Here is a 19,707-nt window from a genome sequence, read left to right on the forward strand (position 1 = left end):
ATTGTGAGTAAACACATTTTATCGAGCAATTTTAACACTTATAACTTATAAATAATCAAATGGATAATGTGAAAAAAGTTCAGGATGGATACGATTTACAGTATCTTGAAATTGCTCCAATCCAATCGTAGACAATGGTTTTTTATCCAAGTGCTGATCCATTGCTTGCAGAAGTAAAGCAAATTGTAAAAATTGGAAAAAGTTGACTTGCATTGACTGGAACTGATCATGCTTTAAACTCTCATCTAAATCCATGCCTAAATCATGATTATAGAATAAAATATCAAAACTATTGCGATCTAAAAACCATTCATCACCTTGCCCTGTACGACCAATTTTCCATAGTTGTTGGGATAATTTTTCCACATGCTCTGCGAAATACTGGTTTTCCTTTATCGCAGTTTCATAGCCAAATAAATCAATATCAGGGGTAATTTCAGTATCGCCACACTGTTGTAAAAATTCAAGATAATGAGGATCTGAAAGAAAAGTCACAGTACTTTGAATGGGTTGAGTTCGCGGATTTAATAGCTGAAGTATCTGTTTAAAATTGGTTTGCAGTTCAAACATTATTGCGCTCTCAAAGATTGTTTTTTGTTCTAAGTTTTTTGTTCTAGATCATCTGCTCGATAGGACTTTAAGGCCTCAATTTCAGTATAAATACTCGCTTGCAATTGATCACGAAATACAATCATATCATCCATGCTCCCAATCTGTTCAATAGATAACCGTGGCATAAATTTGAAATAGAAAGGAATCCGCTTTGGAATAATATGCTTTGGAATCGAAGGAATAACCTCACCCTGTCTAAGCAATGAACCTATTTTGGGATTTGATAATATTTTATTAAACCATTTTTGTTTGAGCAGAATATTTACATCGAAAGCCAAATCAAAAACTTCATCACCACCTAAAGCCACAAAAGGAGCTATTTCATAACCAAATTCCTGAGCCAACTTTAAGAAACCAAAGCGTTGCTTCCAGATCAATTGATAAGCTTCACCTTTGCGTTTAATAACTTCTCGACCACCTCCTGGAAAAACCAAAATCGAATAGCCTTGTCGCATCGCTTCTTTGGCATATTCTTGTACGCCATCAACCCCACCGACACGTTTAACTACCTCTTTCCAAATCGGAATATGAAAATGGATATGATCAGCTAAACTAACCACAGCGATTTTATGCTCTGTAAATAAATAATCAATCAGAATCGGAGAATCTAAAACACCATAGATGGTGTGATTACCGACATACATGGCTGGTTTATTCGGTACTAAATTTTCAATACCTAAAAATGTTGGACGAAAGTAAAAGCGCTGTAAGCTGCTTATTAATCGAATTAGTTTAACGTTGTGGCGTATTTTCAAGGTTTTTTCAGTCATGTTGTATCTCTACAAAATACTTTTCAACATTTTTTGATCTTACCATTAAGTGTATGACTGCTCCTTTTTCAGGGAAGAGCTTTGAACAAATAAAATAAGTTAAATTTTGGATAATCCCCCCTTCTTTTCAAAGTAGCTGAACTATGCTTTTAGCGACGCAAGGGGGGGAGATTTTATAAAATTATGATTTAAGCAACGTGCTTTTGTACAAGAATTGAACCCACAGAATAACCTGCACCAAATGAACATAGCACACCATATTCACCATCATTCACCTGATCCGCACTACGATGTAATGCAATGATCACACCTGCTGAAGACGTATTGGCAAACTCATCTAAAATGATTGGTACCAAATCAGGATCTGCTTCTGCAACTTCTTTGCCGACAATGAGTTTTAAAATTAATTCATTCATATTGGCATTGGCTTGATGTAGCCAAAAACGTTTTACATTTTCAGGTTGAATACTGTTCTTTTCCAATTGTGTGGAAATAATTTTCGCAACCAATGGACACACTTCTTTAAATACTTTGCGACCATCTTGACGAAATTGCTTATCATCACGAGAAGTTAATTCTGAACCATTTAAGAAACCAAAATTATTTCGGATGTTATTGGAGAATTGGGTAAACAAATGGGTATCTACGATTTCAAACCCTGTTTTGCTATCCGTTTCTTCAATAATTGAAGCTGTTGCAACATCGCCAAAAATAAAATGGCAGTCACGTGAACGATAGTCAGTATGGCCTGAGGTAATTTCCACATTGACCAATAACACACGACGTGCACCCGTTTTTACAGCATCGTAGGCTTGTTTCAAACCAAATGTAGCAGCTGAACACGCCACATTCATGTCGTAGGCATAGCCCTGAATCCCCAATGCAGTTTGAATTTCAATTGCAACAGCAGGATAAGCACGTTGTAAATTTGAACAAGCTAAAATCACCACATCAATGTCTTCTGCAGTTAAGCCTGCATTTTCCATCGCTTGTTTTGCCGCAATCACGCCCCACTCAGCTTGGATTGAAAGCTCTTCATCTGAACGTTCTTCTAAACGAGGACGTAAACGATTAATGTCTAGGACACCTGATTTTTCAATCACATAACGACGCTTTACACCTGATGCTTTTTCAATAAATTCTGCACTTGAACCACGACGGGCAACAACTTCACCCGCTTCAATTTTTTCAGCATTTTCACTGTTAAATTGTTCCACATAAGCATTTAAACAATCCACCAATTCTTCATTGGTAATCACTTCTTCAGGATGGTACAAACCTGTACCTGTAATACGGATGCCCATGTAAAACTCCTTTTTAAATTCACAAATATTTCAAATTATTTCTATTCTAACCGATTCCAAGCTTTTCCCATACTTTTTGTATTCTGGTTGACGAAATCGGCATCTTGGTTTTCATTGGTTGAGAAAATAATGAAATACGTAGTTCCTCAACCATGAAGTAGACTTCTTTAACACGGACATCCGACTTAAACTTAAACAGTTTATCCATCCAAGGATCTACTTCTTTAATTGCAGCATCATCACGATTTAGATTATTCGGCAATCGATCTAAACGCAATAACAATGCTTTTAAATAACGAGGATATTCCTGCCAAATATCTGAAGATTTTGAATAAACAAAATTGGATAAGTTCATTAAATCGAGTTGATCCTCAATATCATTCATATTTTTAGCAAATACATCTTGATCCAGCATCAACAATTGCTGGCGTATTTCCTGCCATTGAATATAAATTTCACTGATCAACTTTAATGCTTCCTGACCATAACTTAAAAATGACTTTTTCACATCTGCCATGACTATCGCAAATTCTTCAGCATTAATTGGTAAATCTTGAATTGCCATTTGTAATGTTGCGTACACCAACATTTGCTCAAGTTGTGCTTTATCGCCCAAAGGAGAATATGCCAATGCCAGTGGCTTGGAAATTTGCTTTTTCAATTGACGAATCAAATCCCCCAATTGCATATGAATCAAACGAATTACGCCTTCACGATGCTGTTTAATCGCTTCACTTTGATCATTAAAGGTCTGAATCACAATACCAGAATCATCTTTCAACTCTAACTTAGCAAAGTCTTTGCTTGGAACCAGTGCCTGATATTGTTTAACCACAACCCCAGTTACTTTCTGAGATGCTTCAAATACAAAGCTTTCAGGAAAAGTAGTAAACTCACCTTTTAACTGTTTGACAGGACTGTGTGTTTCAGTTCGACAACGTGCTTTAAGTTCTGCAAGATCACGGCCTTTTTCAATCACGCGACCTTTTTCATCAATTACTTTGATAAATGGAATTAAGAATTGATCAATACGTTCAAAAGAAAAATCTTTATTGGTAATTTGTTCACCACGTAATTGAAATGCCAAAAACTCAAAAATATGCTGACGCAAATGTTGCGCATCGACTGCTTTGATCAATTTATTGGCTGTATCTGGAATCGGCACCAAGTTACGACGTTTATCTTTTGGTAAGGCTTTTAATAAAGCTTCGATTAAATCCAAACGCCAACCCGGAATCCCCCAAGACCAAATATTTTCATCAACTTGAGCTAAGGCCTGTACAGGAATTTTTACAGTTGCGCCATCTTCATCATGACTTGGATCAAAACGATAGCTGGCAGCTAAACGCAATTGTCCATTATGTAAATAATCTGGAAATTGCTGTGTGGTTAGACGATCATTCATCCATAAATCATCATCATCAACAAAAAGATAACGAGGATTCTGCGGTTCTACTGTTGCTCGCCAATCTTCAAAGCTGCGACGGCTGGCAATTTCCGTAGGCACTTTAGCGGCATAAAACTGATAAATGGTTTCTTCATCGACGACTAAATCACGACGACGCAGTTTGTCTTCTACCCGCTCCACTTCTTCAAGCTTTAATAGGTTGTGTTTTAAGAATGGTGGCGTTGTTCCCAAGTTTCCTGTAGTTAGCGCATCTCTTAAGAAAATTTCATGTGCAGCCAACTTGTCCACTTTTTCATAATTGGTGGCACGTTTCGGTTCAATGATCAGTCCAAATAATGAAATCTGATCATAAGCATTGACCACACCCGGTTTTTTCGCCCAATGTGGCTCAAAATAATGATGTTTTAATAAGTTCGGTGCAGCCAAAAGAATCCACTCAGGCTCAATTTTTGCCAGTGTGCGTAAATACACCTGTGAGGTTTCGACCATTTCAAATGCCATTACCCATGGGGTATTGGTTTTATGTAAGGTTGATGCAGGAAAAATTCGGGCTTTTTGCTGACGAACTGCCATGAAAATATTACGTTCGTCAGTTTTATTGGCAATAAAGGACAATAGTCCTGTCAATAAGGCACGGTGTAAATTTTCATAACTGGCCTGCTTTTCATTGAATGAAAGTTTTAAACCTTGTGCTAAATCCAGTAATTGTTCATGAGTTTTCTTCCACTCACGTAAGCGCAACCAGCTAAGAAAATGCTGTTTGGCAAAATTACGTCTTTTGCTTTCACTCAAAGTTTCACGATTTTCAGTCAGTGTATTCCACAGTTTAATATAAAATAGAAAATCTGAATCTGCTTCTTTAAATAATGCATGTTTTTGATCCGCCTGCATTTGCTTATCAGCAGGACGCTCGCGTGGGTCTTGTACTGCAAGCGCAGCAACAATAATCAAAACTTCATTCAGTACCCCAAAATGAGCACCACCAAGAATCATACGTGCAAGGCGTGGGTCTATTGGCATTTTTGCCATTTGTAGACCGATTTTGGTTAAACTGTTATTTTGAAGTTCGGCTTTTTTAGTAGCAGGTTGAGCAAGGTTTTTTGCTTTAGCATCACCTACAGTTCCCTGCTTGGAAACCGCAATTTCATTTTGTGCCATTGCTTGAGGAAGATTATTTGAATTTTGCGCGTCATGGATAGCACCTAATTCAATCAGCAACTTACGCCCATCGTTGACCAAACGATGGTCTGGTGGCTCAATAAAATCAAAATCTTCTACAGCACCTAAACCGAGACTTTGCATCTGTAAAATAACCGATGCTAAATTGGTCCGTTTAATTTCTGGTTCAGTAAAATCTGGACGACTTTGAAAATCATCTTCACTGTATAAGCGAATGCAAACACCTGGTGCAATACGACCACATCGCCCTTTACGCTGATTTGCAGCAGCTTGAGAAATCGCTTCAATCGGTAAACGCTGTACCCGTGAACGATAGTTATAGCGAGAAATACGTGCAAAACCACTGTCGATCACATAACGAATATTCGGTACAGTCAATGCTGTTTCAGCAACGTTTGTCGCGATGATAATACGTCGACCACCACCAGATGGATTAAAGATTTTCTGCTGTTCTGCCAAAGCTAAACGAGCATATAAAGGTAAAATTTGCGTGTGTTTAGGACCAAATTTTTGTAAGGTCTCTTGTAGTTCTCGAATTTCTTGTTCAGTACTTGAGAAAATAAGAATATCCGCATGTTCAGGATGTCCCTTAGACTCAGCATCCTTAAAACATTCTTCTACAGCTTGTACCACTGCGCGTGGTAAATTTTCTTCAAACTCATCAAAGTCATCATCATCACTACCGCCGATCGTCATCTCTGAAATCGGACGATAACGCAGTTCTACTGGAAAGCTACGTCCTTCCACTTCAAAAATTGGTGCACCATTAAAATATTCGCTAAAGCGATTCACATCTAATGTCGCTGAAGTAATAATGATTTTTAAATCAGGGCGCTTTTTGACCAGTTGCTTCAGGTAACCCATGATGAAATCAATATTTAATGAACGCTCATGTGCTTCATCAATAATAATCGTGTCATATTTATTTAAATAACGATCATTAGAAAGTTCAGCAAGTAGAATACCATCCGTCATTAAGCGAACGATCGAATCATTTGATCCTTGCTCATTAAAACGCACTTTAAAACTGATGCTTTCACCCAGCTTTTCACCAACTTCTTCAGCAATTCGTTGCGATACGCTCCGTGCTGCCAAACGACGAGGCTGAGTATGACCAATCATCCCAGTTAAACCACGACCTGCAAGCATTGCAATCTGTGGTAATTGCGTAGTTTTACCAGAACCCGTTTCCCCTGCAACAATAATAATCTGATGCTTCTGAATCGCTTCAATCAGTTTATCTGCATACTGGGTAACCGGTAGATCCTGATTGAGTTTGATTGTCGGTAGACTGGCTAATCTTTTTTTGACTTGATGATTTGATTTCTCAAACAATTCTTGGAATTTTTCAGGATGAGCATCTTTTCCTTTTTTCAGTCGATTTAAACGATGGCGATCTCGTACCATAACCCATTGATCGACATTTAACTGATTTGGCACAGATGCATTATCCTAATACTTAAAATTGAACGGGATATTTTACGCTGTAAAGCACAGGAGAGATAGTCCAATCAAAGTGAATTCACCATTGTGTTATACATGTATTATAAAAATAATATTTAAAAGGTGCTAAAGTTTACTCAACTACGCAACTGGCTGTGGTTGCAAATATTCATATAGACGTAGATCTGTTGCTATATGATCTACAAAACTAGCTAGCTTGAAGTGATGCCCAAGCACAAAACAGCAGCCCCTGTATCATTTGCTCGATGCACAACATTGAAATGTGATGTAGTTAAAGTTCAATTTATCTTATATGAACAAATTCTATACATTGAAATAAATTTTATATCTTTTTTAGAAATCACCCTTGAAATATAGCCCCAGAAGCATCATGTTTGTAACAGATTAAAAAAGGATGCTTTGTCATTCAAACATCATCTTGATTTGCTTTAGTTGATGAAACTCTGACAAAACAACGGTTTTTGGTGAAATGTATTTGGAGCACGTTAATTTGATTTTCCGATCTTAGTGATAAAAAAATACTATTTCCTCAATAATCGAAAATTCATTATTCTAGTTAAATATTAGATAAACACCTCAATCATGGAGATAATGATGAGCTTAATTAATACTGAAGTTAAACCATTTAAAGCACAAGCTTTCCAAAACGGCCAATTCATTGAAGTTACAGAAGCCGATCTTAAAGGTAAATGGTCTGTAGTTTTCTTCTATCCAGCAGACTTCACTTTTGTTTGCCCAACAGAACTTGGTGATCTTGCAGACAACTATGCTGAATTCAAAAAATTAGGCGTTGAAATCTACTCTGTTTCTACAGATACACACTTCACGCACAAAGCTTGGCACGATTCTTCTGAAGAAATCAAAAAAATTGAATATGTAATGGTTGGTGACCCAACTTGGGTTCTTGCTAAAAACTTCGAAGTTTTAATTGAATCTGCTGGTCTTGCTGATCGTGGTACTTTCGTTATCGATCCTGAAGGTAAAATCCAAATCATCGAAATCAATGCTGGTGGTATTGGTCGTGATGCTTCTGAACTTCTTCGTAAAGTTAAAGCAGCTCAATACGTTCACGGTCATCCTGGCGAAGTTTGCCCAGCTAAATGGAAAGAAGGTGATGCAACTCTTGCACCTTCAATCGACTTAGTCGGTAAAATCTAATTCTTGAATTAGATTAAACCCATAAAAAAACCACGCTTTTTAGCGTGGTTTTTTTACATTGGATTTTATGTGCAGGTTTTTGCGTTTGTAGGTTTTTATTTAATGAGACCAAATTGCAATTTCATATCCGTCTAAATCTTTAAAATGAAAACGACGCCCACCAGGAAAACTAAAGATCTCTTGTACGATAGTTGCTCCTGCCTCTTTCACACACGCTAAACTTTGTTCTAACTGGATACTATATAAGACAATTAATGCCCCACCAGAACTTTGCACATTGTCAGATTGGGTAAAGCCACCTTTTATCTCCCCTGAATCAAACTCACAATATGCAGGACCAAAGTCAGTAAAAGTCCAGCCTAAGTTTTGATAAAACTTTTTGCTTTGGAGGATGTCTTTCACCTTAAATTCAATATAGTTTATTGAAATTTTTTGACGAGACGCTGACTGATCCATATATGTTTCACCATAAATTTATAAAATATTTTTTTAATAAAAAAACAAAGTATTAGCATATAAAAAATGCATTTAAACCACTGGATTTAGAATAGCGTAATTATTTTTGCGTTGTTTTGCTCAAACGATCAACTTGCTTAAGTAGCTCAGGAATACGGTATTTCCCATACATGGACTGCACATTGTGTTTCGCTTTCGCTAATTCTATTCCGATGGCAGAGACATATAAGGGCTTAACACTTTGTCCACGTAGAATTTCAAATTCCTTTGGCGTTCCCCTAAATTCATTTTTAGCCACTCCAATTACAGGAGTTTTATCAGCTAAGGCAGTATATAAATGCTGTCCTAAACCAACTGTTTGTTCAACACCTAAATAAACATAGCCATCAATCACAATCATATCAATGGTTTCTTTCACCAAATCCAATAATTTTAAAATACACGGCAATTCACGTTTATAAAATTGACCTGACTCATAGTCAGCAATTGGCTTGATGGTGATAAGGTAATGGTTCGATATACTAGAACTCGTCCAAGACTCAAATACAATGCCAGCAAATTGTGCAGCGTTTTCTGTATAGGCAACATCTATTGCAAGAATCATAATCTATCCCTAAATTATTAAAAAACTCGTTATCTCGTTTAATTATGATTTTTAAGCGTTTATCTTGCAAAAATACGCAATGTCAAAATATGAATAACCCTATCAAAACAATCATTAGGATTTTTACAAAACCACTATACATTTCTTTAAGTGAATAGACTAATTTCAAAAGATACAGAATATTTTTTCTGTAAAACAATCAAAAGTTTAAGGGGTTGCTTATGGGATCTATGATTACCGTGACTTCTTGGAAGTATAATGCTTCTTCACGGTATTTAAAAATTTTTTATAACAATGGTTCTGGTGAACTTTACCATCCCGTACCAGAATTTATATACAATAATTTACTACGATGTAGTGATAAAACAGCATTCGTGCATAAATACCTAGAATATGATTTACATTTTAAAAGGCTTTCAATTTTATAATTTTAGAGCGGCGCTTTTAAAGTAAAGTCAGGGAGATTTCTCCCTGATATAAAAACTGTGTTAGTTTTTTAATGTCACCATAAACAGACCTGACCCGATCGACAAGGTTGTTGTCATAAACCTTTCATCTTGTTTAACTTCTTTGATAAAGCTTTTAACTTCAGCCGCATGTGATATTACGTTATCAACAATCAAAACTCCGCCATGCTCTACAAGCATCTTCTGTAGATATACCCAGTAATTTAAATAAGCATTGCGTTCAGCATCAAGTAGAATAAAGTCATATTGTTTCTGACACTGTTCTAAGTATTTTTGCGCATCCCCCACCCAAAAATCGATCACGTCATCAACTTTTAACTCTTGAGCATGCAGTTGCGCTTGCTGAGTTCTTTTTTCATCGATCTCAAGCGTTGTCACCTTCGCACCTGTCACTTTGGCTGCATCCGCAAGCCACAATGTAGAATAACCTGTTGATGTTCCGATCTCTAAAATTTTCTTAGACTGCTGAATTCTTACTTGCATCGCTAAAAACAATGCTGATTCAGGTTCGATATTTCGATAGCGTTTAATACGATCACACTGTGTGGCATCAAACTTAATAAAGGATTGATATAGTTCATTCAATCGTTGCAAAAATGGGTTACTTAAACTCATGTTTAGATCTTCCTTTTCACTATCATTGTTATTATTTCAATCATTTACGTCATTGCTATGACAATACATAGCTTTTGACAAGTTACATCGTTACGGTTTATTACATGACTTAATCAACCTATAAAGTCTAACGCATATGGATTAAACAGCATGTAAAAAATCAAATCTTGGTTGAATTTGGCCATTTTCTAATGTGACCTGCTCACAAAACATCTCATAAGGTCTCACCCACACTGAGTAGTCGCCATATAAGCATTGGTAAACCACAACTTTTTCTCGGGTTTCACTATGTGTTGCGACATGAAAGACTTGGTATAAATTACCTTTATAATGTTTATAAATTCCAGCTTTTAACATGAATGCTCAACACAATAAATACGATACTTATGTTATACAGGATAGTAAAAGAAAAAACTCGTCCGAGGACGAGTTTTTTAAGCTTTTCAGTTTTTAAATTAAGAAAAATCTAAGCCTTTTTCAAATGCTTTTAACTCGTGACGAGCCATTGCTAAGTTTGATTTAGAACGATCTAAAACCAGATAAAGAAATAAATTTTCATTTGAATCAAGTGGACGAATCAAGTGATACTGCTTACCTAATGTAATTAAAATATCTTCAATTACATCATCTAATTTTAGTGCTTTTGCAACTTTACGCTTAGCACGAACAACTTCAGTATTACCTGCTGCTGCTAATTCTAAGTCTAAACCTGCACCCGCAGTCGCTAAAGATAAACCACTTTCGCTATCTACTAATGCAGCACAAACGAAACCATCGATATCAGTTAATTGATCTAGTGTGATACGAGCCATGAGCATCCCCGTTGCTTTCAACATTGTTGTTCGTTTTAGCAATTCAATTTTTATTTTGCTTTACTAAAACACTTTACTATATAGCTAAAAATTTTCATTTCTAACTAACATGGATAAATTAGTATTCTTTTTGAATACCCATTTAATTTTATTTGATAATCAATTTTAATTAATTATTTCCACACTCATTTAAATAGCATAAAAAATATTAATTATTCAATAGAAATTTAAAAAATAAATAACTAATTTGACTATTTAAAGCTTTCAAAAAATTCCAAAAAATACCAGATTCGAAAAAAAATCAGTATAGATCTCATTTTTTAAAAAAATGTAAACCTCATCACATATTTTAAAATAACTTCCCTATATGTTTCTCGTGAGTAATTCAGAAGTAGATTTGAGCTCATATAGGATCTGCCCCAATAAAATATCTTTGTTGGTCATCGCCACTAAAACCAACGGATGCTTTGGATGAGGAATTGCGGTTAATAGCGCTTTTCCATTCTCTGCATCTAAGGTAATTGTTTGACATCCAACAAGATTGATTTCTGAAACAAATGCTGTCACTAAGGCCAAAATCGAACTACTCACTGCAGCAATTTTTCCAGAATTGTTAATATTTTTCTTGTTGGCTAAAGCAATTTCAAAACCATCAGAAGTACACAACATGATGAACTCTACACCACTGACCGAGTTCAAAAGTTGTCTGATTTGTTTTTCAGCATATACGACAAAATCATCGGGTACTTTTCGAGATGTGTTTAGATCAAGCATATTCAAGAAAACCCCATAAATTAATTTGTAAATTAAGCATTTTTAAAAGCCGAAAAACATGTTTTCTAGACTTTTTCTAGTGACAGAATTATTTGATATACTTCACATTTTAGCTCAATTCTATCTGTTTTTATTGGCTTGTAAATATTTTTTTTCAATTTTAATTTATTTTTACAGCACTGATTTTGTCTCCAAAGTTCAAAATTGTCAGATCTAGTACTACTCGTCACTTTTAATCGATTAATATCATAAATTGTTTAGATCTTAAACTATGTCTTGATTTAATTTTAACGATAAAACATAGAAACAACTTTTTTATTTTTTCATTAAGTATTTTATTGATACTTGAGTTTTAGATATAAAGCGAGTGTATTCATATTATATTAAACTTTTATTAAAATTATGTTGATCAGTTATTATTCAATATAAGATAAATTGATCTTATAAAAAATTTACATTTTATTTTTTGATTTGGTTATTTTTTGTGTTTATATTTGGATTTGTTGATCATTCCTCTATGTTTGCGACAGTGTGTGTTTTAGATGATACTAGGCACGAAATATGAAATTTAGTCTTTCTAAATGAGTAGTTCGTAACAAGGTAACAGTAAAAAATACACTAGTCCCTGAGCTTCGCCTTGTGCTGCCAATAAAGCAGTGCTTTGTTCTTACTCTGGTTGCAACTAAAATTAGCTCTGTTGGCGTTATGAAACTTAAAAGAGATCCGTTATTCTTTTTGTTTCATCCTTAGTGACTTATACAAGCTTTGCTCAATTTTAGCCTACAACGCAAGCTACTTATGAAATATTAACGAGCCCTTATTTTATCCAACTGCTGGATGCCAAAAATTAATTTAAAAAAGGTACAAGACAATGAATAAACTTCTACTTTCTCTTGGTCTGATTGCAACGATTGCACTTGTTGGTTGTAATAAAGACAAAGCACCTGAAACGGGTGCGACTACAGGTGAACATGCTGCAAATGCCGTAGAACAAGCAAAACATGATGCAGAACACGCGGCTCAAAATGCAGCGGATGCGACTGCTAAAGCTGCGGATAATGCAGCAAATGCAACTGCGACTGCTGTAGATCATGCAGCTGATGCAACTGCCCATGCTGCAGATGCAACTGTTGATGCTGCTAAAGATGCCACTGCAACTGCTGCGGGTGCTGTTGAAAAAGGTGCTGCTGACGTTAAAGAAAAAGCGAGCCAATAGTTTTAATATGAAAAAAAGCTCCTAAATATAGGAGCTTTTTTTCATTTGTCATATATTTACATTATAAATTAACCGACTTTCAGTCACATGGAGTTTTGTTTATGTCTCATTCTCACCACCTAGAACAGCATTTTATACAACGTACAGGCTGGTTAAGAGCAGCCGTCTTAGGTGCAAATGATGGCATTATTTCTGTGACTAGTTTAGTGATGGGAATGGCAGCAAGCGGTGCCTCAAGCCACACCCTGCTGATTACCTGTATTGCAGGATTAATTTCTGGTGCAACCTCAATGGCTGCCGGTGAATATATTTCCGTTAAATCACAGTCAGATATTGAAGCAGCAGATCTAAAAGTAGAAGCTCTAGAATTAGAAAAGAATCCGCACTTAGAGCTTAAAGAACTTACCCACATTTATATTCAACGTGGTTTAGATCCTGAATTGGCGCATCAAGTTGCTGTTCAACTCACAGAAAAAGATGCTTTGGAAGCACATGCACGTGATGAAATTGGGATCAATGAAGCAACTGCTGCAAGACCATTACAGGCTGCTGGTTCTTCTGCATTATCTTTTTCTATTGGTGCATTATTTCCGACATTATCAATTGTGTTTAGCCCGGAAGCATATTTAGAGAAAATTGTTTTAGTTGTCGGTATCTTATCTCTAGTCATACTGGGTGCGTTATCCAGCTATTTTGCTGGTACATCAATACTCAAAGGTAGTTTCCGTGTGGCTGTGTGGGGAATTATCGCAATGGCGTTCTCAAGCTGGATTGGTTCACTGTTCCAAGTCACTCCAGTTTAATCTATGTCTTGATAAAATAAGTCGCAACTTAAAGATGTATTTAAATTATATTTTTATAATAAATACCGAACATAATTTGCTAATTTGCAGTCGCTTCGGCAAAGTAACTTAAAACACAAGGAGCTTAAGTATGTCTTTATTAGAACAATTAGGGATAAAACATCCCATATTACTTGCACCAATGGCTGGAGTTTCTACCCCACTATTGGCTGCAGAAGTATCAAATCAAGGGGCTTTAGGTGCTTTAGGACTCGGTGCAAATACACTAGATTCTGCATTAAAACAAATTCATGAAACTCAAGCACTAACACCACATCCTTTTCAATTAAACTTTTTCTGTCATGAATCAGCAGCATTAAACACTGAATCTAATCTGTTATGGAGTCAACATTTAGCAACTGAATTTGAAAAATTTGGTGCAAGCCCACCTACAGAATTAAAATGTATTTACCCTAGCTTTAAAGACAATGATGATTTTTTAAACCTTTGTTTAGACACTCAACCCAAAGCAGTAAGTTTCCACTTTGGCATTCCGCATGAATATCAAATTCAAAAATTAAAACAAGCCGGTATCATCACAATTGTTTCTGCAACCAATCTAACTGAAGCGCTCACTATCGAAGAAGCAGGGATTGATATTATTGTAGCTCAAGGTATCGAAGCAGGTGGTCATCGCGGTATTTTTAATGCTCAAATTGATGGCGCAATTAAAACCGCAGATTTAGTCCAACTCATCAAAAAATATAGTTCACTTCCTGTCATTGCAGCAGGTGGTATTATGAATGGGCAACAAGCTAAAACCATGTTAAACCTTGGTGCTGATGCCGTTCAACTGGGAACTGCTTTTGTACAATGTAAATCTTCAAATGCCAATGCAGCATACCGCAAGGCTTTATTTGATCACCCACTCACTCAAATTACTTCAAGCATTTCAGGTCGCCCAGCACGCGGCATCATCAATCATTGGCAAGCGAGGATTGATCAGCCCGACCGTCCACATGTAGCCGCCTACCCTTATGCCTATGATTTAGCTAAACAACTGAATGCTTTAGCTGTTCAACATGGTGATACTGGCTTTGGTGCATTCTGGGCTGGAAGTAATGTTGGACTGATCCGTGAATTAGAAGCTCGAGATCTAGTTAATCAACTGGTTGTAGAAATGAACCATTCTTAATGCTTAACTAAGCTGTCAATAGAAGCTGAACTGCGACAGCTTCTATTTATACTTATTATGCTTGGCTTTGTTCAACTAACATATACACCAAATCTAATTCGGGGCATACATACCCCAATCCTGTAATTGCAGCAGTAATTTGCCCACGATGATGTGTGCCATGATTAAATACATGCATAAGAGTAGCAGCATAAGGCAAAGTCAGTTCTTGTCCAGAAACTCGTTTATAGGTTAAATCTGCATTTAAGGTTTTTTCATCTAACTGCTCTAGAAACTCAATCCAGTTATTCGACTTCTCTTGTAATTCGTCCAGTAATAGGGTTTTTTCAGTTTGGATGATAGTATCTAATGCAATTGCAGGTGATACACCCTGCTTAAAGCGTGAATACCAAAGATAATGTTCCCCCAATAGCAAATGATTCAAAGTGCCAGCAATGCTTTTAAAATAAAGACCAACATTTTTGTTAAAATCATCATCGGACACAGCTTTTAAACTTTCACAAAGACGCAGGGTTGCCCATATATTGTATTGTGCCAGTATTCTCAAAGAATCTTTATTCATGACTTAAATAAACCATTATTATGGGTGTATAAAATATAATCAGCTTGATAAAAATGCCATTTTGACTCGAATAGCGATAAAATCAATAAAGCTAGCTTGATGCTCATGTTAAATCAAATTTTTTGCCAATCGGTGAATCATTTTTCACTTATTTGATTAAGTTATAAATTTTCAACAACTTATTCAAATTAAAAGTGAGATTTATCATGTCTGCCTATCATCAAATACGTGCGCTATATGACCGTGACACGTTTACGGTTTATCAAGCCTATAATCAACATATTGCCCATTTAGCAGTCCAACAACAAAAATTTGTTTCACCTTTTTCCTTTCAAAGAATGACATGGATAAAACCTTCATTTTTATGGCTAATGGGACGCAGTCATTGGGCGACAAAATCCAACCAAAATCATATCTTAGCAATCCGTATCAAACGTGATTTTTGGGAATATTTACTAGAACAAAGTGTACATACCGACCCGACACTCTCTGGGCATAAAAATGGTGAGCAATGGTTTGAAGCTTTTGAAAATGCAAGGGTACATATTCAGTGGGATCCTGAACGGAATTTAAAAGGAACTAAGCTTGAACAGCGGAGTATTCAAATTGGGATTAGTCGTTTTTTAATTCAAGCGTTTAACAACACTGCGATTCATTCAATCCAAGATATCACCCCTCTTGTAGATAAGATGGCGCAATTTCGACGTTTAGGACAGTATCATCACGCTGAAAAACTCTTGCCTAAACAACGTATTTATCCTTTAAATAATGCATTAAAAAAACATTTAGTGATTGGGTAGTTCAGTATGGGAGTTCGCTCCTATACTGATTACACCTTATTGATTACACATCCAATAAATTTACCGATTCAACCTGTACATCACTCATCGTATTGCCTTGTTCAAGCAAGTGATTAAAGTAATCCTCAACGACTTTCGCTTGTTCAACTGTACTTTCCACTTTATACATATTTTGACGAAATTCATTACTTGAATGTAAACCTTTGGTATACCAAGCAATATGCTTGCGTGCAATACGGCAACCTGAGTATTCACCATAGAACTGATAAAGTTCAGACAAATGGCCCAGTAAAACTTGTTTTACTTCTTGAATATCTGGTGCTGCTAAATATTCACCTGTTTTTAAATAATGGGCAATTTCACGAAAAATCCACGGACGCCCTTGGGCTGTACGTCCAATCATAACGGCATCAGCACCAGTATAGTCCAATACATATTTGGCTTTCTCAGGGCTGTCGATATCACCATTGGCAATCACAGGAATAGAGAGCATCTGTTTGACTTCTTTAATCAAACTATAACGTGCCGTATTTAAATACATATCCTCACGGGTACGACCATGTAAGGCTAAGGCTGCAATTCCTGCTTCTTCTGCTCGTTTCGCCACACGGATAATATTCTCATGACCATTTAAAAAACCTAACCGCGTTTTTAACGTCACAGGCACATCCACCGCTTTAACCACTGCATCTAAAATTCGGGCAACCAAATCTTCATCTTTCAGCAATGCTGAACCTGCCAGTTTATTACAAACTTTTTTTGCTGGGCATCCCATATTGATATCGACAATTTGCGCACCATTTGCAACTTGATAACGTGCTGCCTCAGCCAACTGATCTGGTTCAGACCCTGCAATTTGCGCTGAAATCGGTGCTAATTCACCATCAAAATTTGCCCGATATAAACTCTTTTTGGTCATACGTAAGGTCTGATCAGAGGTCATCATTTCACTTACCGCATGCCCAGCGCCAAAGTATTTGCACAGTGTCCTAAACGGACGGTCTGTAACTCCTGCCATAGGTGCAACGATTAAATTATTTGACAGTTGATAAGGACCAATATACATATATATTCATACATTTTTAGACCTTCATAGTATACTGCATCTGCCATAGTGGCTCATCATTTTCTGAGTATGTTTTCTTCGATATGAAAAAATTAGTTCGACATCACGCATTTCTTAAATCTTTCAGCGTGTTAGCTCTTTCTTTAAGCCTAGTTGCTTGTGGTAAAGGTTCATGGTTTGCCAATGAAGATGATGAACAATTAAAACAAGAGCAAATCAGAAAACTGATTCCCAATCGTGTCAATCAACGTGACTCTTGGGCAAAAGACATCTACGATATTTCCAATGAATTAAAAATTCCAACCAACAAAGAAAATATCTGCACCATCATTGCGGTGGTTGATCAGGAATCTAACTTTGTTGCCAATCCTGTTGTACCAGGTTTGGGGGATAAAGCGGTAAAAGAAGTCACCACACGTTTAAATGAAAAATTTGAAGATAAACTTGGAACCACAATTGGTGGTACTGTTGCTTCATATTTTGAGAATGTTTTAAAAAACCAGCCCTCGCCAAATGATAACTATTTAAAACAAATGAGCCGTGTCCGCACTGAAAAAGATTTAGACGTACTTTATCGTGAAATCTTTGACTATATGGCAAAGCATTATCATGTGAGTGCGCTGACGGGTGCGGCCAAATTTGTTGGTCAAGATATTGCTGAAAAAATGAACCCAATCACCACATTAGGTTCCATGCAGGTTCATATCAATTATGCCAAAGAGCATAAACGTAGCAGTATGAACATCAATGAATTACGTGATGACCTGTATACCGAATTTGGTGGTTTATACTATGGAATTCATCGTTTAATGATGTATCCGGCAGACTATGATAAACCGATTTATCGTTTTGCCGACTATAACTCAGGGATGTATTCGAGTCGAAATGCCGCTTTTCAAAAAATGATCGATAAGCTGACTGAAGCTGATCTTGCACTTGATGGTGATTTGCTCTCTTATGACAAAAATGGGGATCCACGTCCAGCGATTACTGATACAGAGAAGGCGCTTACTGCTTTATTTTCAAAAAATAATATTTTAGTTACCCCTCGACAGTTACGTAGTGATTTAAAGGACGAAAAGCAGCAAGATTTTGAAAAAACTCAAACTTATATCGCAGTATCTAAACTTTATAAGAATAAAACGGGCAAAGATCCAATGTATGCCATAATGCCTGAAGTTGTCATTTCTGGGCCTAAATTGAGTCGTGATTATAATACTAACTGGTACGCAAGCCGCGTAAACGGAAGATATGAAACATGTATGCACAGAGCAAAACGTTTAAAAATTTAGCATTATTTGATTTTGACGGTACCTTGTGTAAAAAAGACAGTTTCACAGGGTTTATTTTCTATGCTTTATCAAAAAGACACATCGTAAAGCAAGGCATCAAAATTTTACCGTGGATTCAGGCCTATTATTTAAACATCTACCCTGCCAACTCCATGCGTATCAAATTATTTAATGCAATGTTTAAACAAGCCGATGCCAATGAAATTCAAGATATTGCAAATGAATATGCCCAACGTTTGGTCAGGGAACTGGATCAAAACCTTTATGAGCAATTATTAAAACATCAAGACAATGGTGATGATGTTGTATTGGTTTCAGCATCAGTAGATATTTACCTCAAAATCATTTGTCAAATATTGGATATAGATCTAATCTGTACGGGTACTGAAGTTATAGATGGAAAGTTTACTGGTCACTATTCCACGCCAGATTGTAGTTGTGAACAAAAACGACTACGCATCTTAGAAAAATATGATTTAGACCAATACGACAAAATATTTGCCTATGGCAACAGTGAAGAAGATTTGGATATGCTTCATTTGGCCGACTATCAATATATGGTTGGCAAGGATCAGGTTTTACCCTATTTAGAAGACGAAAAAAAATTGGCTTAATTCAGCACTGAGATTTTTCAATGTCCTATATCAATATCATCATGCCACTCGCTGAATTCTATCCCTATATTCAACATGAGTTAGAGAAATATCAAATTGAAATGGCAATTGAATATTTTGATTCAGATCATAAAATTCAAATGAAAATTGCCACTCCTGATAATTTACAAGAACAACTTAGCCAATATGATCATCCAAATCTTGGCTTCTATTTTCTCGATCAAGCTCAATACATCAGTAAAGATAAAATCTACAAAGATGAATACTGTATATATGCCATTGCAGGTAAAGGTGGTCGAGAAACAGAGGATACGTTAGAAAAAATAAGTTTAAGAATCATCTCAAAAACACCCGATAAAAATATTAAAAGCTTTTTTAATGCGATCAAACGTAAATTAAATAACGATGAAAATTTTGGCAAAGGCGTACAAGGAGGCTCTCGCTTCCATGACCAACACTTTTACTTAAAGTCATGGGTCGGCCATAAAGTTTTTAAATCCGATTTATACAACGAAAAATCACCATTAATCACACCCAAATAAAAACCCCGCCAAAGC

General features: G+C 36.2%; 21 protein-coding genes. 9 read left to right on the forward strand and 12 right to left on the reverse strand.

Annotated elements, in window-relative coordinates:
- Positions 1-45: 45 nt before the first annotated feature.
- The 4 genes from ACG9ZL_RS12990 to ACG9ZL_RS13005 form a co-directional block, all read right to left on the reverse strand.
- Positions 46-570, reverse strand: coding sequence for a hypothetical protein (locus ACG9ZL_RS12990; RefSeq protein WP_419328839.1), 525 nt, complete (start codon positions 568-570; stop codon positions 46-48).
- A 29-nt stretch (positions 571-599) separates the two neighbouring features.
- On the reverse strand, positions 600-1,382 hold the full coding sequence (locus ACG9ZL_RS12995; protein WP_419360333.1) for a lysophospholipid acyltransferase family protein: 783 nt from the start codon (positions 1,380-1,382) through the stop codon (positions 600-602).
- A gap of 188 nt (positions 1,383-1,570) precedes the next feature.
- Positions 1,571-2,686, reverse strand: a complete 1,116-nt coding sequence (locus ACG9ZL_RS13000) for a beta-ketoacyl-ACP synthase III (RefSeq protein ID WP_419360335.1) — start codon at positions 2,684-2,686, stop codon at positions 1,571-1,573.
- Positions 2,687-2,732: 46 nt separating this feature from the next.
- Positions 2,733-6,713 (reverse strand): DUF3418 domain-containing protein, encoded by a 3,981-nt coding sequence (locus ACG9ZL_RS13005; RefSeq protein WP_419360336.1) that lies wholly within the window; start codon positions 6,711-6,713, stop codon positions 2,733-2,735.
- Between the two features lie 618 nt (positions 6,714-7,331).
- Between ACG9ZL_RS13005 and ahpC the strand changes: the two genes are divergently transcribed.
- A complete protein-coding gene (ahpC, locus tag ACG9ZL_RS13010) occupies positions 7,332-7,895 on the forward strand; it encodes an alkyl hydroperoxide reductase subunit C (protein WP_004721823.1) in 564 nt (187 codons plus the stop codon).
- A 99-nt stretch (positions 7,896-7,994) separates the two neighbouring features.
- On the opposite strand, the gene ACG9ZL_RS13015 is transcribed toward ahpC, so the two are convergent.
- Both ACG9ZL_RS13015 and ACG9ZL_RS13020 read right to left on the reverse strand, forming a co-directional pair.
- The gene (locus ACG9ZL_RS13015; RefSeq protein ID WP_419360338.1) at positions 7,995-8,351 is read right to left on the reverse strand and encodes a VOC family protein; all 357 of its coding nucleotides are present in this window, start codon (positions 8,349-8,351) and stop codon (positions 7,995-7,997) included.
- A 100-nt stretch (positions 8,352-8,451) separates the two neighbouring features.
- Positions 8,452-8,955, reverse strand: a complete 504-nt coding sequence (locus tag ACG9ZL_RS13020) for an endonuclease V (protein WP_419360339.1) — start codon at positions 8,953-8,955, stop codon at positions 8,452-8,454.
- A 221-nt stretch (positions 8,956-9,176) separates the two neighbouring features.
- Between ACG9ZL_RS13020 and ACG9ZL_RS13025 the strand changes: the two genes are divergently transcribed.
- Positions 9,177-9,383, forward strand: a complete 207-nt coding sequence (locus tag ACG9ZL_RS13025; protein ID WP_004721830.1) for a KTSC domain-containing protein — start codon at positions 9,177-9,179, stop codon at positions 9,381-9,383.
- A 60-nt stretch (positions 9,384-9,443) separates the two neighbouring features.
- On the opposite strand, the gene ACG9ZL_RS13030 is transcribed toward ACG9ZL_RS13025, so the two are convergent.
- The 4 genes from ACG9ZL_RS13030 to ACG9ZL_RS13045 all read right to left on the reverse strand — a co-directional run bounded on the left by ACG9ZL_RS13030 (position 9,444) and on the right by ACG9ZL_RS13045 (position 11,623).
- Positions 9,444-10,037: an O-methyltransferase gene (locus tag ACG9ZL_RS13030; RefSeq protein WP_419360341.1), complete on the reverse strand. Its 594-nt coding sequence runs from the start codon at positions 10,035-10,037 to the stop codon at positions 9,444-9,446.
- Between the two features lie 141 nt (positions 10,038-10,178).
- Positions 10,179-10,394 (reverse strand): DUF1653 domain-containing protein, encoded by a 216-nt coding sequence (locus tag ACG9ZL_RS13035; protein WP_419328835.1) that lies wholly within the window; start codon positions 10,392-10,394, stop codon positions 10,179-10,181.
- 98 nt (positions 10,395-10,492) lie between these two features.
- A complete protein-coding gene (locus ACG9ZL_RS13040; protein WP_004721834.1) occupies positions 10,493-10,849 on the reverse strand; it encodes a hypothetical protein in 357 nt (118 codons plus the stop codon).
- 363 nt (positions 10,850-11,212) lie between these two features.
- Complete coding sequence (locus ACG9ZL_RS13045) at positions 11,213-11,623, reverse strand: roadblock/LC7 domain-containing protein (protein ID WP_419360342.1); 411 nt, start codon at positions 11,621-11,623, stop codon at positions 11,213-11,215.
- Positions 11,624-12,494: 871 nt separating this feature from the next.
- Here ACG9ZL_RS13045 and ACG9ZL_RS13050 point away from each other — a divergent pair.
- The 3 genes from ACG9ZL_RS13050 (at position 12,495) to ACG9ZL_RS13060 (ending at position 14,816) form a co-directional block, all read left to right on the forward strand.
- Complete coding sequence (locus ACG9ZL_RS13050) at positions 12,495-12,839, forward strand: hypothetical protein (RefSeq protein ID WP_151803479.1); 345 nt, start codon at positions 12,495-12,497, stop codon at positions 12,837-12,839.
- A gap of 101 nt (positions 12,840-12,940) precedes the next feature.
- A complete protein-coding gene (locus tag ACG9ZL_RS13055) occupies positions 12,941-13,642 on the forward strand; it encodes a VIT1/CCC1 transporter family protein (protein ID WP_419360343.1) in 702 nt (233 codons plus the stop codon).
- A 130-nt stretch (positions 13,643-13,772) separates the two neighbouring features.
- Positions 13,773-14,816: an NAD(P)H-dependent flavin oxidoreductase gene (locus tag ACG9ZL_RS13060; RefSeq protein ID WP_336954521.1), complete on the forward strand. Its 1,044-nt coding sequence runs from the start codon at positions 13,773-13,775 to the stop codon at positions 14,814-14,816.
- A 55-nt stretch (positions 14,817-14,871) separates the two neighbouring features.
- Here the strand turns inward: ACG9ZL_RS13060 and ACG9ZL_RS13065 are convergent, their stop codons facing one another.
- A complete protein-coding gene (locus tag ACG9ZL_RS13065; RefSeq protein ID WP_419360344.1) occupies positions 14,872-15,378 on the reverse strand; it encodes a DinB family protein in 507 nt (168 codons plus the stop codon).
- A gap of 206 nt (positions 15,379-15,584) precedes the next feature.
- Between ACG9ZL_RS13065 and ACG9ZL_RS13070 the strand changes: the two genes are divergently transcribed.
- The gene (locus tag ACG9ZL_RS13070) at positions 15,585-16,178 is read left to right on the forward strand and encodes a DUF4291 domain-containing protein (protein WP_419360346.1); all 594 of its coding nucleotides are present in this window, start codon (positions 15,585-15,587) and stop codon (positions 16,176-16,178) included.
- 43 nt (positions 16,179-16,221) lie between these two features.
- Here the strand turns inward: ACG9ZL_RS13070 and dusB are convergent, their stop codons facing one another.
- Entirely contained in the window at positions 16,222-17,244 is a 1,023-nt protein-coding gene (gene dusB, locus ACG9ZL_RS13075) for a tRNA dihydrouridine synthase DusB (protein WP_419360348.1), read from the reverse strand.
- A gap of 83 nt (positions 17,245-17,327) precedes the next feature.
- Between dusB and ACG9ZL_RS13080 the strand changes: the two genes are divergently transcribed.
- From ACG9ZL_RS13080 to ACG9ZL_RS13090, 3 genes are read left to right on the forward strand one after another with little or no spacing between them, the layout of a single operon-like run.
- Positions 17,328-18,536, forward strand: coding sequence for a DUF1615 domain-containing protein (locus tag ACG9ZL_RS13080; protein ID WP_336954516.1), 1,209 nt, complete (start codon positions 17,328-17,330; stop codon positions 18,534-18,536).
- Positions 18,503-19,150: an HAD-IB family hydrolase gene (locus ACG9ZL_RS13085; RefSeq protein ID WP_419328673.1), complete on the forward strand. Its 648-nt coding sequence runs from the start codon at positions 18,503-18,505 to the stop codon at positions 19,148-19,150. The genes ACG9ZL_RS13080 and ACG9ZL_RS13085 overlap by 34 nt, the downstream gene beginning before the upstream one ends.
- 20 nt (positions 19,151-19,170) lie before the next feature.
- On the forward strand, positions 19,171-19,692 hold the full coding sequence (locus ACG9ZL_RS13090) for a hypothetical protein (protein WP_336954513.1): 522 nt from the start codon (positions 19,171-19,173) through the stop codon (positions 19,690-19,692).
- The last annotated feature ends 15 nt before the right edge of the window (positions 19,693-19,707 follow it).

The sequence above is a fragment of the Acinetobacter legionensis genome (assembly GCF_048551735.1).
GTDB lineage: Bacteria > Pseudomonadota > Gammaproteobacteria > Pseudomonadales > Moraxellaceae > Acinetobacter.